The 17,017-nt window shown below is 73.7% G+C and carries 13 protein-coding genes; 6 read left to right on the top strand and 7 right to left on the bottom strand.

Annotation, left to right across the window (positions count from 1 at the left end; all coding sequences use genetic code 11):
- Positions 1–8 precede the first annotated feature (8 nt).
- On the top strand, positions 9–920 hold the full coding sequence (locus tag ACZ6QO_RS25885; RefSeq protein ID WP_465854192.1) for an AraC family transcriptional regulator: 912 nt from the start codon (positions 9–11) through the stop codon (positions 918–920).
- Here ACZ6QO_RS25885 and ACZ6QO_RS25880 read toward each other — a convergent pair.
- The 4 genes from ACZ6QO_RS25880 to ACZ6QO_RS25865 all read right to left on the bottom strand — a co-directional run bounded on the left by ACZ6QO_RS25880 (position 915) and on the right by ACZ6QO_RS25865 (position 6,418).
- Positions 915–2,387, bottom strand: a complete 1,473-nt coding sequence (locus ACZ6QO_RS25880) for a serine/threonine-protein kinase (RefSeq protein ID WP_465854191.1) — start codon at positions 2,385–2,387, stop codon at positions 915–917. The two genes, ACZ6QO_RS25885 and ACZ6QO_RS25880, sit on opposite strands and share 6 nt — an antisense overlap.
- Positions 2,388–2,442: 55 nt before the next feature.
- Positions 2,443–3,552 carry a hypothetical protein gene (locus ACZ6QO_RS25875; protein ID WP_465854190.1) on the bottom strand — a complete coding sequence of 370 codons (1,110 nt, stop codon included), beginning with the start codon at positions 3,550–3,552 and terminating at the stop codon, positions 2,443–2,445.
- A gap of 20 nt (positions 3,553–3,572) precedes the next feature.
- Positions 3,573–4,442, bottom strand: a complete 870-nt coding sequence (locus ACZ6QO_RS25870) for a hypothetical protein (RefSeq protein WP_465854189.1) — start codon at positions 4,440–4,442, stop codon at positions 3,573–3,575.
- A 203-nt stretch (positions 4,443–4,645) separates the two neighbouring features.
- Positions 4,646–6,418 carry a serine/threonine-protein kinase gene (locus tag ACZ6QO_RS25865; protein WP_465854188.1) on the bottom strand — a complete coding sequence of 591 codons (1,773 nt, stop codon included), beginning with the start codon at positions 6,416–6,418 and terminating at the stop codon, positions 4,646–4,648.
- A 226-nt stretch (positions 6,419–6,644) separates the two neighbouring features.
- Here ACZ6QO_RS25865 and ACZ6QO_RS25860 point away from each other — a divergent pair, with 226 nt between their 5' ends.
- On the top strand, positions 6,645–7,271 hold the full coding sequence (locus ACZ6QO_RS25860) for a TetR/AcrR family transcriptional regulator (protein ID WP_465854187.1): 627 nt from the start codon (positions 6,645–6,647) through the stop codon (positions 7,269–7,271).
- 94 nt (positions 7,272–7,365) lie between these two features.
- Here ACZ6QO_RS25860 and mctP read toward each other — a convergent pair whose 3' ends face one another.
- From mctP to ACZ6QO_RS25845, 3 genes are all read right to left on the bottom strand, one after another.
- Entirely contained in the window at positions 7,366–8,973 is a 1,608-nt protein-coding gene (gene mctP, locus ACZ6QO_RS25855) for a monocarboxylate uptake permease MctP (RefSeq protein WP_465854186.1), read from the bottom strand.
- The gene (locus tag ACZ6QO_RS25850; RefSeq protein ID WP_465854185.1) at positions 8,970–9,200 is read right to left on the bottom strand and encodes a DUF3311 domain-containing protein; all 231 of its coding nucleotides are present in this window, start codon (positions 9,198–9,200) and stop codon (positions 8,970–8,972) included. The genes mctP and ACZ6QO_RS25850 overlap by 4 nt, the downstream gene beginning before the upstream one ends.
- A gap of 237 nt (positions 9,201–9,437) precedes the next feature.
- Positions 9,438–11,033, bottom strand: coding sequence for a CocE/NonD family hydrolase (locus ACZ6QO_RS25845; RefSeq protein WP_465854184.1), 1,596 nt, complete (start codon positions 11,031–11,033; stop codon positions 9,438–9,440).
- A gap of 328 nt (positions 11,034–11,361) precedes the next feature.
- Here ACZ6QO_RS25845 and ACZ6QO_RS25840 point away from each other — a divergent pair, with 328 nt between their 5' ends.
- The 4 genes from ACZ6QO_RS25840 to ACZ6QO_RS25825 all read left to right on the top strand — a co-directional run bounded on the left by ACZ6QO_RS25840 (position 11,362) and on the right by ACZ6QO_RS25825 (position 16,951).
- On the top strand, positions 11,362–13,494 hold the full coding sequence (locus tag ACZ6QO_RS25840; protein ID WP_465854183.1) for an anthranilate synthase component I: 2,133 nt from the start codon (positions 11,362–11,364) through the stop codon (positions 13,492–13,494).
- A gap of 295 nt (positions 13,495–13,789) precedes the next feature.
- Positions 13,790–15,139 (top strand): amidohydrolase family protein, encoded by a 1,350-nt coding sequence (locus ACZ6QO_RS25835; RefSeq protein ID WP_465854182.1) that lies wholly within the window; start codon positions 13,790–13,792, stop codon positions 15,137–15,139.
- A gap of 76 nt (positions 15,140–15,215) precedes the next feature.
- Entirely contained in the window at positions 15,216–16,202 is a 987-nt protein-coding gene (locus ACZ6QO_RS25830) for an ABC transporter ATP-binding protein (RefSeq protein WP_465854181.1), read from the top strand.
- Positions 16,199–16,951 carry an ABC transporter permease gene (locus ACZ6QO_RS25825; protein ID WP_465854180.1) on the top strand — a complete coding sequence of 251 codons (753 nt, stop codon included), beginning with the start codon at positions 16,199–16,201 and terminating at the stop codon, positions 16,949–16,951. The genes ACZ6QO_RS25830 and ACZ6QO_RS25825 overlap by 4 nt, the downstream gene beginning before the upstream one ends.
- Positions 16,952–17,017 lie beyond the last annotated feature (66 nt).

Below are 17,017 nucleotides of genomic sequence, written 5' to 3'. Positions count from 1 at the left end.
GTGGTCACGTGCCCTCGACCGGGACAGCACTGGACTGGGCGCGGGTGGACGTCGCGGTCCCGCGCCTCCCAGACCGGCTGCCGGGGGTCGTCATGGCAGGGTTCAGCCATCGTTCCCCGGCCCTCGTGGACATCGCCATGGTCGCGCATCCGTCCGTCACCCTCCTGTTCGACCTGAGCGAGGGGGAGCGCATCGTCTACGACGTCCCCGGTCGGCGAGAGCGCGGCAGTGTCGTCGTCGGGCTCCTCCCCGGTGATCTCCGGGCGACCGGCCGCGGAGCGGGCGAGTGCCTGCAGATCCGGCTGGAGCCGGCCGCGGCGGCCGCGGTGCTCGGCCCGCCGGCCGACTTCGGCGGGACGCTGGTGTCGCTGGCGGACGTCTGGGGCCGCGAAGCCGGACGGGCCGAGGACCGGCTTCGCGCCGCCTCCTCGTGGGACGAACGATTCGCGATCACGGCGGAGATCCTCGGCCGGCGGCTGGGCGGCCGCCGGCGGGTCGATCCGGAGGTGGCCCACACCTGGCGGCGGATGCTCACCGGCCGGGGACGGGTGCGGGTCGACGGCCTGGCGGACGAGGTCGGCTGGAGCCGCAAGCGCCTGTGGTCCCGCTTCCGGTCCCAGCTCGGCATCACCCCCAAACGCGCCGCTCGGCTCGTGCGGTTCGACCACGCCGCCCACCTTCTCGTGGCCGGACACGCCGCGGCCGGCGCCGCCACCGAGAGCGGCTACGCCGACCAGTCCCACCTCCACCGCGAGGTCAGGACGTTCACCGGGCTCACGCCCGCGGCCGTGGCCGTCGCGCCGTGGCTCGCGATCGACGACGTCGCGTGGCCGGCCTCATCGCCGCCCGGCTCCTCCGAACGGCGCCGGCACCTTGTCGCCTACGGCCTCGGCCGGGACGACCGGCGTTCGAGGTCATGACCAGTCCTCGTCCGGCTCCTCGTCGGAGGGCGGCTCGTACTCCGGCGGCGGGCCGCCGTGCGTCCAGGGCGTCTCCTCCGGAGGCGGCAGCGCGGCCGGCGGCTGGAACTCGTCGGTGAGCGCGGCGTAGCACACCCGCTCGCCGGCGGCGGGCACGGCGCCGGGCGTCGCCGTCATGCCCCGCCCCATCCCCTTGACGATCTTCAACGTGACGTGCTCCCCCTCGATCGCCACCAGGTCGGCCTGCTGGCCGCGCCGCTCAGGGGTGCCGAGCCGCGTGCCGGGCGCCAGGCGCACCGGGTCGGTGGTGCGCACGGTGACCAGCGGCCGGAGCTTGCGTCCCCGCCCCTCGCCCTCGGTGCGGTCGGGTTCTGCGTGCACGACCGTGCCGGTGAACGCCTCACCGGTCAGCCGGTACCCCGCCATGACCAGGGGGTCGTCATAGGCGCGCTGGGCGTCGTAGGAGGCCTGCGCGCGCTCCATGCGGGCCAGCCGGGACGCGGCGCTCACGGCGCCGTCCCGCTTGGGCTGCGGCGGCGCGCCCTCGGCGAGCTGCGCGGCGAAGGAGGTGAACGACGCCCGGTCGGCCTCCCAGCGCCCGGCGCAGCCCGGACCGGCGGGCAGCGCGGAGAGCAGGCCGACGGCCCGCCACATCAGCCGCCACGTCGGCTCCAGCTGAGAGCGCACCGCCTCGCGCACCCGGGCCTCGGCGTGCTCGCCGCGCGTCTCCTCGTACGCCCGGATGGCGGGGGCCAGCACCTCCGCGTCGAAGCCGGGGTCGGTCGCCGGCCCGGCGGGCGGCCACATCAGCGGGTCCTCGGCCTCCTTGGCCGCCGCCACCCCGCTCATGCCCGGCGGCGGGTCGATCCAGCCGACCAGCGACGCCAGGTTGGCGTCCTCAAGGGCGCTCTGCCCGGTGGCCCAGTGCAGCGACAGCGCCTCGGTGGCCGCGAGCAGCAGCGACGAGCCGGGGTAGCGGCCGCGCTGGGCGAGGAAGGTGAGCCACCGGCCGAGCACCGGCACCGACGGATGCACGGCGTAGGGTCCCTCGGCGCGGCGGAACCGGGTCGAACGGCCGAGCACCTGCACGAACGCCGCCGCCTCCCGGTTGGGGACGATGAGCTGCGGCGCGTCGACGCAGCGCTCGTACGGCTCGGCGCCGCGCCGCTCGACCGTCTCGGTGTCCTTCTGCAGGCTCTCGATGTAGGGCAGCAGGACCTCGGCCAGCTCGGCGGCGAAGGCGAACCGCAGGTCGCGGTCGCGCGGCTGCGGAACCACCAGCAGCCGCGGATGGCCGGGGTCGGTGCCGGCCATCGCGGCCAGCGGCGCGGCCGCCTCGCCGGCCAGCCGCAGCGGGATCAGGACCATGGGCCGCTCGGACAGGTGGCAGTGCCGCACTGTCGCCAGCCGCTGCGCCGTGCCGGCGCGCAGCGCGCGCAGCCGGGCGAGGGCCGCGAGCGTGCTCACCGCGCCCCCGGCCGGCTCGCGCCCCCGGTCGCCCCCTCGGGGGCGCGCGACCCGCTCACGAGACCTCCGCGTAGATGCGGTCGGCCAGGCGGAGCAGGCGGGCGATCTCCTCCTGGCCCTCGCCCGGGGGGAGCGAGCCGTCCGCCAGGCCGAGCGCCTCCGACACGGTGGCGACCCCGCCGAGGGCGTCGCGCACCTGCCGTCCCAGCAGGTCGGTGGACTCCTCGGCGGCGGCCTCGTCCCGGCAGAAGAAGCACAGGTCGCAGGTCGAAAGGCAGTCGGGCGCGTACCGGGCGTCGACCCCGCGCACCGCTGCGCGCAGCTCGGCCACCGGGCGGGTCGGCGCGCCGCCGGCGTCGCGCGCCAGGTCGAAGGTCAGCTCGGGCGGCAGCGCGTCCACGATCGTCCCGACGCGGGTCATGCGGGCGAGCTGGCGCCGCAGCACGGCGAGCTGCCTGCGCACGTCCACCAGCGTCGCGGTGGGCCGGTTGGCGAAGTTCTCCGGGCACACCAGCACCACCTCGTGCGACACCCGGGCTGGATCATGGCCGAGGTCCTCCAGCAGGTTCCGCAGCGCCAGCACGTACACCGCGGCCTGGCGGGCCGCCGCCGCCACCTTGTCCGGCTCGGCCTGCCCGTCGACGACCGCGAACGACTTGATCTCCACGATGTGGAAACGCCCGCCGAGCTGGAACGCCACCACGTCGGGCTCCAGGTAGGCGCTCTGGCCGGCGATCTCCAGCCGCAGCAGCGGGTGGTCGTACAGGGTGCCGGCGTCGTCGCCGTCGTGCGCCGCGCGGTCCAGCAGGGTGCGGGTGTGGCCGTGCCGCAGGTGCGCCGAGGGGTTGCCCGCCACGTCGCCGAGGTCGGCGTAGGCGGCCTGCGCGATCGGCAGGCCGAGCAGCTCGCGCAGCAGCCTCAGCAGCTCGGCGCAGCCGCTCTCTTTGACCAGCGACTCGAAGGCGTTGCCCCGGGTGATGGCGAAAGGCGACTGGCCGAACGGCGCGGGGAAGCCGAGATGGGTCGCGGTGGCGTCCTTGTCGACGCCCGCGGCGTCCAGCACGGCGCGCCGCGCGCACCCGGGGTTGGCCGCCAGGGCGGCGATGGCCCGCGCGTCGTGGGGACGCGGCGGCACCGGGCCGCGCAACCGGTCGAGTGGATCCACCTCACGCCTCTCTTTCACCTTCACGCCCTGGCCACTCGCAGGACGGTGCCGCCGAACAGCCGCTCGGCGTCGCCGAGCCGCTCGCGGGCCCGGCCGGCGATCTCGGCGCGCGCCGCGGCGTCCGCGGCGGCGTGGACCTCCAGCTCGGCGCGCGCCGCCCGGGCGACCACCGCCGGGTCGGGCCCGTCGAGACCGTCGCTGAACGGATCGGCCCGCCCGGCGCCCGGACCGGACGCCAGGGCGTCCACCGGCGCAAGGCCCCGCCCGCGGGCTTCGCCCTCCGCCGAGGCGCCGGGGATGTTGTGCGCCAGCCGCCCCAGCAGGCGCCGGGCGCTCGGCGGGGCCTGCTCGCCCGCCTCGGCCGCCCGCGTGACGTGCTCGGCCACCCGGATCGCCGTGGTGAGGAAGTCGACGCGCGGGCTCAGCGGGCCGATCACCCGTCGCTCCAGCGGCCAGGTGCTGACCGCGAGCAGCCCGCGCGAGGCCGACAGCCGGTCGGTGAGCGCGGCGCACAGGTAGTACGGACGGGTGAAGGGCGCGACGCGGAAGGAGCGCTCCTCGTCCCGGCGCAGGCTCGTCAACTGGGCGCTTCTGAGCGAGCCCGCGCGCAGGGCGGTGTGCACGGCGACGATCATCCGCGCCGCGGCGGGCACGCCGAGCACGGTGAGCGCCTGGTGAACCTGCTCGCGGATGGGCACCAGGGAGCCGGGCGCGTGCTCGCCGTCCGGCGGCTCGTCGGCCGCGATGGCCTGGTCCCACGCCTGCTCGGCCCGCCGCAGCTCGCCGCGCAGCGACCTGGCCAGGACGGTCTCGCGGGCGCGCACGGCGCGCCGGATCTCCCGGCGCAGCGCGTCGATGCGCCGTTCGAGATCGTCCAGCCTTTCACTCACGCCCGGAGCGTACCAGTGGTTCCCTGGAGTTCCAGTGATTTCCAGCATTCCCCCAACCGGCGCGGCGCCGGGTGTTGTTCTCTGTCCCGTGTGTGTCCTGGGTGTGTCGGCGCCGGCTCGGCGGGTCGTGGTGCGGTGATGCCGGCGCCGTTGTACGGCGCTCGGCCGGGCGGCTCAGGTAAGGGATCTGAACGCTCGGCGGGTCAGGTCAGGGGTCTGAAGTGGGTGCCCGGTCGTTCGTCACCCAGTACGCCGCCCACGCAGCGGTAGACCCGGACGCCGTTCTTGAACGCCTCGGGGGTGGGCGGCAGCACGGACACCAGCCACTCGGCGGACGAGCCCGTCCTCGCCGAGTTGTACAGGGACCGGCGCAGCACCGGCAGCGAGCACAGCCGCTTGACCACCGGGTGGGCCTCCAGCTCCTGCATGTTGTAGGTGAGACCGTCGGGGGGAAGAGGGGCGACGGCGAAGGTCTCCCACGTGTGGGCCGACTCACAGCCCCGCCGGGCGATCGTCACCTCCCCGGCGGTCACCACCATGCCGCCCCAGCACTCGGCCTTCTGGCTGCACGCGGCCTTCGCGCCGGAGACGGCGGCCGCCGCGCACGCGACGGTGGTCGTCGGGACCGTTCCGAACGGGCCCTGCGAAACGGCGGCCGGAGAGGTGGCCGGCGTGGACACCGGCTCACCGGCCGACTCGCCCCCCGACTCGCCCGCCGTGTCTCCCGCCGTGTTTCCCGCGGGGACGCTCGGCCCGGTGGTCGTCGGCACGGTCCAGGGGACGCGGCCCTCCCAGATCATGATCCCCGTCCCGACGGTCAGCAGCAGCGCGAACACCCCCGCCACCGCCAGGTACAGACCCGTCTGCGCGTGCTTCGGCGCGGGCGGCGGCATCGTCGTCAGCCCGGCCCTGCCGCGCGGCCCGGTCCGCTCGGCCGGCCCGGCGGAGCCCGTCTCATGCCCGTGAACGCCGGACGCCGGCGCACCTGGCCGTCCGCCCGCCCCCCCGGTGCCGTGCCGGCCGCCGGGCACGGAGGACCCCGGCGGGAGCGGCCCCTGGTGCGGGTGGGACGGCCGACCTGCGGGCGCCGAGTGGGGGACGGGGCTCCCGTGCCCGGCCGGGGCCGCGCTCCGGCCGCCGGGGGAGGACAGGACCGCGGCCGGGAGCGCCGACAGCGCGTCGCGCAGAGCCGCCGCCGACGGGATGCGCATGCGCGGATCGGTCGCCATCCCCGCGCGCAGCACGGCGGTCAGCTCGGCCGGCACCCCGGGGATCTCCGGGATCGGCCGCCGGTGCATCGCCATGATCATCGCGATGTTCACCACCCCGCCCTCGGGGAAACGCGGCGGCCTGCCGTTCAGCAGGGCGTACAACGTGGCCGCCAGCGAGTACACGTCCCCCGCCGGGCTGGGCGCGGCCAGCTCGAAGGCCTCCGGCGGGCCGAACGCCGGGGTGAGCGACTCGCGGGTCACCGACATGTCGCCGTCGGCGTGCGCGGCGGCGGCCAGCCCGAAGTCCGTCAGCGCCACCATGCCGTAGCCGTTGACCAGGATGTTGGCCGGCTTGACGTCGCGGTGCAGCACCCCGGCCGCGTGGGCGGCGGCGAGCGCGTCGCCGATGCGCACGCCGATGTCGCGCACCTCGGCCGGGCTCAGCGGGCCCTCGGCGCGGAGCCGGTCGGCCAGCGACCCGCCCGGGCACAGTTCCAGCACCATGTACGGACGCCCGTCGGTGAGCACGCCCGCGTCGTACACGTCCGCGACGTGCGGATGCCCCGACAGGGCGCCGGCCGAGCTGACCTCGCGCATGAACCGGCGCCGGTCCCGCTCGGACAGCAGCACGCGGTTGTCGACCTTGAGGGCCACCTCGCGCCGCACGGCGAGCTGCCGGGCGCGGTACACCACGCCGAAGCCCCCCTGCCCGAGGATCCCGAGCACCTCGTAGCCCGGCACCTCGGGTGCTCCAGGCTCGGCCACCTTCCACCTCCAACAAGGTCAGAGAGCGGCACACTACCGGAACGATCCGTCTCATATCCGGCCAAGGATCACGCGCGCCGAAAGATCGCCCCGATCACCATCGCGCGCCACACCTCCGCGCGCGCGGAACGGCCGGTCGCCGGTCGCGCGGGGCGTCGCCGGGTTCGCGGGGACGCCTGCTCCCGGCAGCGGTATGTGACGGTGAAGCACCCCTATGCTGTCTGGCATGGCGACCGTGGCGGGCAACGGCGGGCGAGATCCGGACCGGCGGCGGGCGCTTCTCGACGCGGCCGACCGGGTGATCCGCCGCGAGGGCCCGCAGGTCTCCATGGCCGCGATCGCCGCCGAGGCGGGCATCACCAAGCCGATCCTCTATCGGCACTTCGGCGACAAGAGCGGCCTGTACCAGGCCCTGGCCGACCGGCACGCGCGCAGCGTCGTCAACCTCCTGCGACCGCGGTTCGCCCAGGCCCGCGCCGACCTGCGCGTCCGGGCCAGGGCCACCATCGAGGCCTACCTCGACATGATCTCGGCCAACCTCAACCTCTACCGCTTCCTGTTCCACCGCGCCGGCGCCGAGGACACCCGCACCCATTCCCACATGGCCGCCATCGTGCGCAGCCTCGGCGAGGAGCTCGGCGCGGTCATCGCCGCCGACGGCACGGTCGCCGACCCCGTGCGCGCCCAGATCCTCGGCCACGCCTTCGTCGGCATGGTCCAGACGACGGGCGACTGGTGGCTGGAGCACCAGACGGTAGACCGCTCCAAGGTCGTCGACGCCCTCACCGACGCCGTCGTCGCCACCATGACCGGCGCCGCACCGCCCGGCCGCCGGACGCCCGGCGGCGTCTGAGCCGCCTTTCTCACCCCCAGAAGCGGGACGTCCCGGCGGTCCGTGGGGACCGCCGGGACAAGGGGGGAGGCCGGGGGCCGCCCCGGTGAGTGGGTCAGTGCGTGCCGGAGAGTTCGATCTCGTGGACGCGGGGGTCGCCCTCGTCGGCGTAGTACTCCGACGGGCGGGTGGCGTCCGGGCCGTCGGAGACCTTGGCGGCGCGGGCGATCAGCGTGCCGATGACCGCGACGACGAGGTTGACGATGAGGGCCAGGAAGCCCGCGTAGACGGTCATCTTGGTGTCCAGGCCCAGCTTGGCCAGCGGGAAGGCCGAGCCGCCGAAGTGGGCGTGGTTGATGGCCGGGTTGGCGATGTTGTACAGCATCACCATGCCCGCGGTCATGCCCGCCGCCCAGCCGGCGATCAGGCCGGCCCGGTGGAACCACCTGGTGTACAGGCCGAGCGCCACCGACGGCAGCGTCTGCAGGATGATGACGCCGCCGATGAGCTGGAGGTCGATGGAGAACTGCGGGTCGATCAGCAGGATGACGAGCACCGCGCCGACCTTGACGACCAGTGAGGCGATCTTGCTGACCGCGGCCTCCTGGGCGTCGGTGGCGTCCCGCTTGATGAACTCCTTGTAGACGTTGCGGGTGAACAGGTTCGCCGCCGCGATGGACATGATCGCGGCGGGCACGAGCGCGCCGATGCCGATGGCGGCGTAGGCCACGCCGGCGAACCAGTCGGGGAACATCTGGTCGAACAGCTGCGGCACGACCGTGTTGGCGTCGGCCTTGCCGTTCGTCGTGATCGGCTTGATCCCGGCCGCGATGGCCATGTAGCCGAGCAGCGCGATCAGGCCGAGCAGCAGGCTGTAGGCGGGCAGCGCGGACATGTTCCGCTTGATCACGCCGCGGTTGCGCGCCGCGAGGACGCCGGTGACGCTGTGCGGGTACAGGAACAGCGCCATGGCCGAGCCGAGCGCCAGGCTGATGTACTGCAGCTGGTTGTTGGCGTTGAGCAGGATGCCGTCGCCGGGGGCCGGGGTGCCGGCGAACTTCTGCTGGGCCGCGTCGAAGACCGATCCGATGCCGCCCAGTTTGGCCGGGATGTAGATGATCGCGACCAGGATCACCACGTAGATCAGCGAGTCCTTGACGAACGCGATCAGCGCGGGCGCGCGCAGCCCCGACTGGTAGGTGTAGGCCGCGAGGATCGCGAAGGCGATGATCAGCGGCAGGTCGCCGGTGACGCCCATCGTCTTCAGCACGGCCTCGATGCCGACCAGCTGCAGCGCGATGTACGGCATCGTCGCCACCAGCCCGGTGATGGCGATCAGCAGGGCCAGGGTGGGCGAGCCGAACCGCGCGCGCACGAAGTCGGCCGGGGTGACCAGGCCGTGCACGTGCGACACCGACCACAGCCTGATCAGCACCAGGAACACCAGGGGATAGGTCACGATCGTGTACGGCAGCGCGAAGAACCCGGTCGCCCCGGCGCCGTACAGCAGCGCGGGGACCGCCACGAACGTGTAGGCGGTGTACAGGTCGCCGCCGACCAGGAACCAGGTGACCCACGAGCCGAACTTGCGGCCGCCGAGGCCCCACTCGTCCAGGCTGGCCAGGTTGTCGGGACGGCGCCAGCGGGCGGCGACGAACCCCATGCCGCTCACGAGGAGGAAGAGGATCGCGAAGACGACGAGCTCGGTGATGTGGTCGCTCATCGCCCGTTCCTCCTCTTGCCCGTCTGATACACGATCGTCGTGGCGGTGACGCCGAGGATGATGAAGGCGAGCTGGAGCCAGTAGAACAACGGGAATCCGAACAGACGCGGCTCGTCCGCGTTGTACAAGGCGGGGATAAGCGGGATCACGATGGGCACGAGAAGCAGCCAGTTCCACGGGCTGCGATCGTCGCGGGCCGGACGCTGATCGCTGGATGGCGTGGTCAACGCACTCTCCTAGGGAGAAGGAAGACAAACGTGACTAGCCTGATGAGGCTAGTCATTCGGTTGACCGGTAAGCGTAATTACGCCGCGCTGTGGGGCGGATCACCAATCGCCGAACGGACCTGTTGGCGCGCCGAGTGGTGACACTCAGTCAAATCGCGCGGTCGGCGGCCATTTTCGGTTCCTTCGGGGCTGGTGAGATCAGGCCGATATCCCCGCTTCGCGGGAGTGAGCACGGTTTCAGCCGGGGATGTGGGGCAGGATGATCGCCGACGGGCGCCCGGGGTCGTGGAAGATCTCCTGGTCGGCCGGGACCCCCCTGTGCCCGGTGCCCAGCGGCTCGCCCGTGCCGAGGTTGCGGGCCAGCCTCGGGTAGGCGCCGCCGGCCAGGTGCACCCGGATGCGGTGCCCCCGCTTGAAGCGGTGCGCGATCGGCCACAGATCCACCTCGACCCGCCGCACGCCGTCCTCGTCGGCCGGGGGAGTGCCGGGCACCAGGCGGCGCACGCCCTCGCAGACGTTGAGCGAGGAGCCGTCGGGGTGGACGTCGCACACGCGCACGACCAGGTCGGTGTGCTCGGTGCTGGAGCGCAGGTACACCTCCGAGGTCACCGGGCCGATCAGGTCCACGTCCTCGCCGAGCTCCTCGCCGGTGTACACCAGCACGTCCGAGCGCGCCTCCAGCCGGCGGTTGTCGCGCGGCGCCGAGTTGCCGAGCAGCGTCGGCCCGCCGACGACCGGGGTGGGCCTGGCCGGGTCGTAGCGGAAGCGGTCGGGGTCCGACCGCGAGGGGTTGTCCCGTCCCAGCGCGAACCCCGGCTGCAGGTGCCAGCGCCGCCGCCGCATGCCCGGCACCGGCCAGTCGCGGTAGTCGCGCCACTCGCCCGCGCCGGTGACGTACACGCGCACCGGGCTCGCGCGCAGCCCTGAGGCGTCGCCGAGCAGATGGGCGCGGAACCACGCCAGCGCGTCGAGGTTGGCGATGCGCCCGTGCCGCACGTCGGCGTGGTGCCAGGGCCCGATCGTCAGGTACGGCTGCCGCCCGGCGGCCCGCATGGCGGCGTAGTCCTTCAGCTGCCAGGGCAGGAAGACGTCGTACCAGCCGCCGGTCATCGTGACGGCCGCGTCCACCTCGCCCACCGTGGCCGAGAAGTCGCGCTTCTTCCAGAACGGCACGGACGGGTCGGCGTGGTGGGTGAGCACCTCCTGGAAGAACGGCAGCGAGCGGCCGGCCGCCAGCAGGTCCAGCTCGCCGAGCGGCCGGCCCGACAGCACGGCGCGCTGGGTGCGGCGCGGGGCGAAGAACACCGCCGCGCCGCTGAGCGGGCCGGACATCATCGCGGTGAGCGTGCTCCAGCTCAAGGTCGCCTCGAGCGCGAAGGAGCCGCCCACATAAGCGGCGTCACGGAACTGGGAGGCGGTCACCTGGGTGGCCATCGCCTTGAGGTCGGGCCCGGCGTACGGCGCGATGGCCCACTGGGCGTGACCCAGGTAGCTCGGCCCGTGCATGGCGAAGCTGCCGCCGTACCAGGGCTGGGCGCGCATCCACTCGACCGTCGCCAGGCCGTCGTCCTGCTCGTCCAGCGGGCAGGCCTCGCCGCCCGACCCGAACCCGCCCCGGCAGCTCTGCAGGATCACCTGGAACCCGTGGCGCGCGAAGGCCCTGCCGTAGGCGTAGCCGAACAGGCCGCGCCTGCCGTAGGGGGAGCGGATGAGGATCGTCGGCGGGTTGTTCGCGCCGATCGGGACGTAGCGGTCGGCCAGCAGCAGGACACCGTCGGGCATCGGGACCCGCAGGTCCTTGTGGACGACCACCCTGAACGGATTCCTGCCCATGCGCGCTCCTCGCTGTAAGCGGAGACCTACCCCGATTGATGTAAGCAGCGCTTTACTCCCTGGTAACATGCTAGTGCTATGTGGCCGTGGGACGCTGTGACGCAGGTCACCCCACACGTGTGACGGCGCGGCGCGCGCAGCCTCCGAACAACTGGCGGCGGGCCCCGGGATGCCGCTAGCATGCAGCCATGCGAACCATTTCACCTGCTCGGTGGTGGCGCCGCTCGTAGGCGGCGCGAGTTTCGCATTTTTTACCCACGGCCGCCCCGGGAGGCGGCCTTTTCCATGCCCGCCCCGGGGCCCATTCACGATCAGAGGGGCAGGCAAGGTGGACACGAGCGGATATACCACCGCGGGCGGCATCGAGGTCGAGGTCACGACCGCTGACGTTCCCGAGTCCGTGCTGGAGGAGGTCGTCTCCTCCCTGGGCGAGCGCCGCGGCGGCGTGCTGTCCTCGGGCATGGAGTACCCCGGCCGGTACAGCCGGTGGCACCTCGCCTACGTCGACCCCGTGCTGGAGATCGTCGCCCGCGGCCGCCGCATCTCGGCCCGCGCGCTGAACGAGCGCGGGCGCGTCGTGCTGCCCGCCGTGACCTCCTGCCTGCTGGCCGCGGGCAAGACCACCACCGAGCCGACGCTGGACCACGTCGAGGTGTACGTCGCCGAGTCCGAGGACATTCTTCCCGAGGAGATGCGCAGCCGCCGTCCCACGGTGTTCACCGCCGTCCGCGAGGTGATCGCAGCCTTCGCCGGCGACGACGAGCACCTCGGGCTGTACGGGGCCTTCGGCTACGACCTCGCCTTCCAGTTCGAGCCCATCCGGCAGACGCTCGACCGCGCCCACGACCAGCGCGACCTGGTGCTGCACCTGCCCGACCGCGTCATGGTCATCGACCGCAAGCGCGAGACCAGCCGCGAGTACCTCTATGAGTTCACCGTCGACGGCGTCTCCACCCGCGGCCTGCGGCGCACGGGCGAGACCCTGCCGCTGTCGCCCGCGCCCGCGACCCTCCCGGACAACCCCCGGCCGGGGGAGTACGCCGCCGTCGTCGAGGCCGCCAAGCAGAAGTTCCGGCGCGGCGACCTGTTCGAGGTGGTCCCCGGCCAGGTCTTCCACGCCCCCTGCGCCGACCCGGCCGGGTTCTACCGGGGGCTGCGCCTGATCAACCCCGCCCCCTACGAGTTCCTGTTCAACCTCGGCGAGGGCGAGCACCTCGTCGGCGCCTCACCCGAGATGTACGTGCGGGTCCAGGGCGACCGCGTGGAGACCTGCCCGATCTCCGGGACGATCGCCCGCGGCACCAACCCGGTCGAGGACGCCGAGGCGATCCGCACCCTGCTCAGCTCGGTCAAGGAGGAATCCGAGCTGACCATGTGCACCGACGTCGACCGCAACGACAAGTCGCGCATCTGCGTCCCCGGCACCGTCCAGGTCATCGGGCGCCGCCAGATCGAGATGTACTCCCGCCTCATCCACACCGTCGACCACATCGAGGGCCGCCTGCGCCCGGAGTTCGACGCCCTCGACGCCTTCCTCACCCACATGTGGGCCGTCACCGTCACCGGCGCGCCCAAGACCTGGGCCATGCAGTTCATCGAGGACCACGAGGCCACCGCCCGGCGCTGGTACGGCGGCGCCGTCGGCTACCTCGGCTTCGACGGGTCCATGAACACCGGTCTCACGCTGCGGACCGCCCAGATCCGCGAAGGCGTGGCCACCGTCCGCGCCGGGGCGACGCTGCTGTTCGACTCCGACCCGGCCGCCGAGGAGCGCGAGACCGAGTTGAAGGCGAGCGCGCTGCTCGGGGCGCTCGCCGCCGTGGGGTCCCCGCAGGCCGCCGCGGAACGCCGTCGCGCGCCCGAGCGGCCGGGCGACGGCATGAAGGTCCTGCTGGTGGACCACGAGGACTCCTTCGTCAACACCCTGGCCGACTACTTCCGCCAGCAGGGCGCCGACGTGGTCACCCTGCGCCACGGCTTCCCCCTGGCCATGCTGGACGAGATCGCGCCGCACATGGTGGTGCTGTCGCCCGGCCCCGGCTGGCCGTCGGACTTCGGCTGCGCCGCCCTGGTGGAGACCCTGTACGCCCGCCGCCTGCCGGTCTTCGGGGTGTGCCTCGGACTGCAGGCGATGGTGGAACAGGCCGGCGGCGAGCTGTCACTGCTGCCGGAACCCGAGCACGGCAAGCGCGGCCGCGTCGCCAGGGTGGGCGACAGCGCCCTGCTCGACGGCCTCCCGCAGGAGTTCACCGCCGCCCGCTACCACTCCCTGCACGCCAAGCGGCAGGGCGTGCGCGGCTTCACGGTGACCGCGCTCACCCCGGACGGGGCCGTCATGGCCATCGAGGACACCGGCAACCGGCGCTTCGCCGTCCAGTTCCACCCCGAGTCCATCCTCACCGCCGAGGCGGGCGCCGGAGCCCGCATCGTCGCCAACGTCCTGCGGCTGTGCCGGGGGTGACGCTCCGCGTCCCGAGGCCGGCCCGGACGCCTTCCGGCCGGCCACGCCGGGCGGACGCCGCGACCGCACGGGAGTGAGCCGGCCCGTCGGATCGCGGGTGCGCGGAGGCGGGACCGGGTCGTCAGGTCGCGGGTGTGCCGGGGTTGGGTAAAGGGCGGGCGAACCCGGCTCCGGCGGCCGGGCGCGGCCGTAGAGTCCACAGGCGGCGCGGGCCGGGCGGCCGGGCGGGAGGACGTCCCGGCCCGCCCGGCGTCTCGGGCGCGCCACAGGACCGACGAGCGGGGCGAGGTGGCCGATGCATCACACCGGGACGCCGCCGGTCGAGCCCCCGAGCGCCCCGCCGGCCGCCGTCCCGGACTCCCGGGCCCCGTCGTCCGCCGTCCCCGGCCTCTGGGATCCGCTGTCCGCTGCCCCGGACCTCCGGGATCCGCTGTCCGCCATCCCCGATCTCCGGGATCCGCTGTCCGTCGTCCCCGGCCTCCGGGATCCGCTGTCCGCCTCGGTTCCGGACGTGGTGCGGGCCGCGGTGCTGGCACCGCTGGTGGACCACCACTGCCACGGCGTCCGCCGCGACGAGCTCACCCGGGCGCAGTTCGAGCTGCTGATCACCGAGGCGGACACCCCCGCGCCACCCGGCACCACCCACTTCGACACCCCGGCCGGCACGGCCGTCCGCCGCTGGTGCGGGCCGGTGCTGGGCCTCGAACCGCACGCCCCGGCGGCCGTCTACCTGGAGCGCAGGGCCGAGCTCGGCGCGCGGGAGGCCAACACCCGGCTGCTGCGCGCGGCCGGCGTCGTGGCCTTCCTCGTCGACGGCGGGCACGGGGGACACGGCGGGCACGGGGGCCGTGAACTGCTGACGGCGGCCGAGATGGGACGGCTCGGCGGCGCCGCCGCCGACGAGATCGTCCGGCTGGAACGCGTCGAGCAGGACGTCGCCCGCGAGGGCCTCACCTGCGTCGGCTACCTTGACGCGCTGGAGGAACGGCTGGCCGCGCGGGCGGCCAGGGCCGTCGGGCTCAAGACCGTCGTCGCCCACCGCTGCGGCCTGGACTCCACGCACTCGCGCCCGAGCCGCGGCGCCGTCATCGCCGCGGCGGCCCGCAGGCTCGCCGGCCCCGCCGGCCCGCTCACCGACCCCGACCTGCTGCGCCACCTGCTCTGGACGGCGGTGGACATCGCCCGCGAACGCGGGCTGCCGCTGCAGGTGCACACCGGGTACGGCGACGCGTGCGCCGACCCGCACCGGTCGGACCCGGCGCTGATGACCGGCTTCCTCCGGGCGCTGCCGTCCGGCGTCCCGGTGATCCTGCACTGCTACCCCTACCACCGGCAGGCGGCCTACCTGGCCGGCGTGCACCCCCACGTGTACGTCGACGTCGGACCGGCGCCGGCCTCCACGGCCTCCGGCTCGGCGGCGACCATCGGAGAGCTGCTGGAACTGGCGCCCTACCACAAGCTGATGTTCAGCTCCGGCTGCCATGGCGTCGCCGAGACGTGCCACCTCGGCGCCCTGTACTTCCGGCGCGGCCTGACCCGCGCGCTCGCCGCGCGGCTGCGGGACGGAGAGTGGAGCGCCGCCGACGCCGCCCGCGTGGCCCACATGATCGGATCCGGCAACGCCCGCCGCGTCTACCGGCTGTAGACGATCCATATCGTTGTGGCGTAAATCAGCGGAAACCGCTGTGCACGTCGATCGACTTGCCCAATAATCAGGCCTGATGCCTGCCATTGAGATCCACAACCTGTCCAAGTCGTTCGGCTCGGTCCGGGCCGTGGACGACGTGTCCTTCACCGTCGAGCCGGGCACCGTCACCGGGTTTCTCGGCCCCAACGGCGCGGGCAAGACCACCACGCTGCGCTGCCTTCTCGGCCTGGTCACGCCCGACTCGGGCAGGGCGCTCGTCAACGGCCGCGGGTACGCCGACCTGGCGGCGCCGCTGTCGGAGGTCGGCGCGGTGCTGGAGGCGACGAACTTCCACCCCGGCCGCACGGCCCGCGACCACCTCAAGGTGCTGTGCACCGCCGCCGGGCTGCCCGCGGCGCGCGCCGGAGAGACGCTCGAACAGGTCGGCCTCGCCGACGCGGCGGCCAAGCGGGTGGGCGGGTTCTCCCTCGGCATGCGGCAGCGCCTGGCTCTGGCCACCGCGCTGCTCGGTACCCCGAAGGTCCTCATACTCGACGAGCCGTCCAACGGCCTGGACCCGGCGGGCATCCAGTGGCTGCGCGGCTTCCTGAGGTACCTCGCCGACGACCAGGGGTGCGCCGTGCTGGTCTCCAGCCACGTCCTGGCCGAGGTCGAGCAGACCGTCGACGACATCGTCATCATCGCCCGGGGCCGGCTGATCAGGCAGGGCACGCTGTCGGAGCTGACCGCCGGCGGCGACAACGGCGTGCGCGTGGCCGCGGCCGAGGCCGAGCGGCTGCGTCCCCGCCTGGAGGCGGCCGGCGCGACGGTCGAGTCCCCAGAGAACGGGGTGCTGTGGGTCCGCGGCGTGCCGCCCGAGACGATCGGCCAGGCGGCTCTGGACGAGGCGGTCGTGCTGTCCGAGCTGGCCAGGCGGCGTTCCGACCTCGAACAGGTCTTCCTCGAACTCACCGGCGACCCGGCGCCGCCGCCGGGCGCGGACGCCGGGTCCGGCGGACACGGCGGGGACGGCGGGGGCACGGCGCCCGCCCTGACCGAGACCCCCGGAGGGACGTCATGATCAGGCTGGTCAGGGCCGAGCTGCAGAAGGTCTTCACCACGCGCATGGTGTGGGGCATGCTCGCCCTGTCGCTGGGCTTCACCGCGATCGGCCTCGTCGCGCTGAGCGTCTTCTCGGGACAGCAGGGCACCCCCCAGATCACCGAACCCCAGGGGGTGCTCAACCTGTTCAGCCAGGCCGGCACCGGGCTGGTGTTCTCCTTCGTGATCGGCACCCTGCTCATGACCGGCGAGTACCGCTTCCAGACCATCACCCACACCTTCCTGGTGACGCCGCGCCGCGGGCGCGTGGTCGCCGCCAAGCTTCTGGCCTGCTCGGTCGTGGGCGTGCTGTTCGGCCTGGCCGGGATCGCGCTGGCCTTCGCCCTCGGCATCCCGGCGATCCTCATCAAGGGCGGCGAGTTGTCGCTGATCGGCGGCGACGTGGCGCGCCTGTGCCTGGGGGTGGTCGCGGCCATGGCCCTGTACACCGTCCTCGGGCTCGCCCTTGGGTCGCTGCTGCGCAACCAGATCGCCGCGATCGTCGTGGGGATCGGCTGGGTCTACGTGCTGGAGAGCCTGCTGGTCGCCCTGCTGCCGAGCGTCGGCAAGTGGCTGCCGGGCGGGGCCGCGCAGGCGGTGTACGGGGTGGCCTCGCCGCTCGGCGGCCAGTACCTTCCGGCGTGGGCGGGCGCCGCGCTGCTCATCGGCTACGCGCTGGTCTTCGCGACCGTCGCCTCGGTCACCACGATGCGCCGCGACATCACCTGACCCGCCTCACCTGCGCTTATCCCTGGACTACGATGTGGGCGGCCACGAAGGACAGGCGAGGGGGCA

This window comes from Sphaerisporangium sp. NPDC049457 (assembly GCF_055586705.1).
Note: the sequence above shows the minus strand (reverse complement) of the source record. Positions and strands in the feature narration are given on the sequence as shown.